The 670-nt window shown below is 48.8% G+C and carries 1 protein-coding gene; it reads left to right on the top strand.

The genetic code is table 11. The features are described from left to right. The coding region (locus GY791_02440; protein MCP4327281.1) for a fatty acyl-AMP ligase at positions 1–670 on the top strand (670 nt) is incomplete at both ends.

Here is a 670-nt window from a genome sequence, read left to right as displayed (position 1 = left end):
GGGATGAAGGGTGAACGAGCGCTTCTTTTATATCCGCCAGGTCTGGACTATGTAGCCGCTTTTTTTGGCTGTCTGTACGCGGGCGTGATCGCGGTGCCTGCTTATCCACCCCGCTTCAACCGATCATTATCACGGCTTCTGGTAATTGTAAGAGATGCGCAAGCGGCTGTTGCGCTGACCGATTCTCGCATTTACTCGCGGGTATCACAACAGATAAAGGATACGCCTGAATTGAGCTCTTTGGACTGGTTGGTGACCGATGAGGCTAGCGGCAATGATGCTGGGAGGATGGAAGTATCCGGTGAGAACGGATTTGATATATCTGATACAATCAATAGTGATACTCTGGCTTTTCTTCAATACACTTCCGGTTCCACCGCTTCTCCGAAAGGAATCATGCTCACCCATAACAATTTGCTGCACAACATTGACAGGATCGAGCAATGTTTAGGGGCAATGAATGATTCTCAAGCCATGATGGCCTGGCTCCCCCCATACCACGATATGGGACTTATTGGCGGGATACTCCATCCCCTTTATAGTGGTTATCCCGTGATCCTTATGTCTCCTCTGGATTTTTTACAGAGACCCATACGCTGGCTTCAAGCCATTTCTCACTATCGTTGTACCATAAGCCCGGCCCCGAATTTTGCCTATGATTTGTGTGTAG

Source organism: Alphaproteobacteria bacterium (assembly GCA_024244705.1).
Taxonomy (GTDB): domain Bacteria; phylum Pseudomonadota; class Alphaproteobacteria; order JAAEOK01; family JAAEOK01; genus JAAEOK01.
Note: the sequence above shows the minus strand (reverse complement) of the source record. Positions and strands in the feature narration are given on the sequence as shown.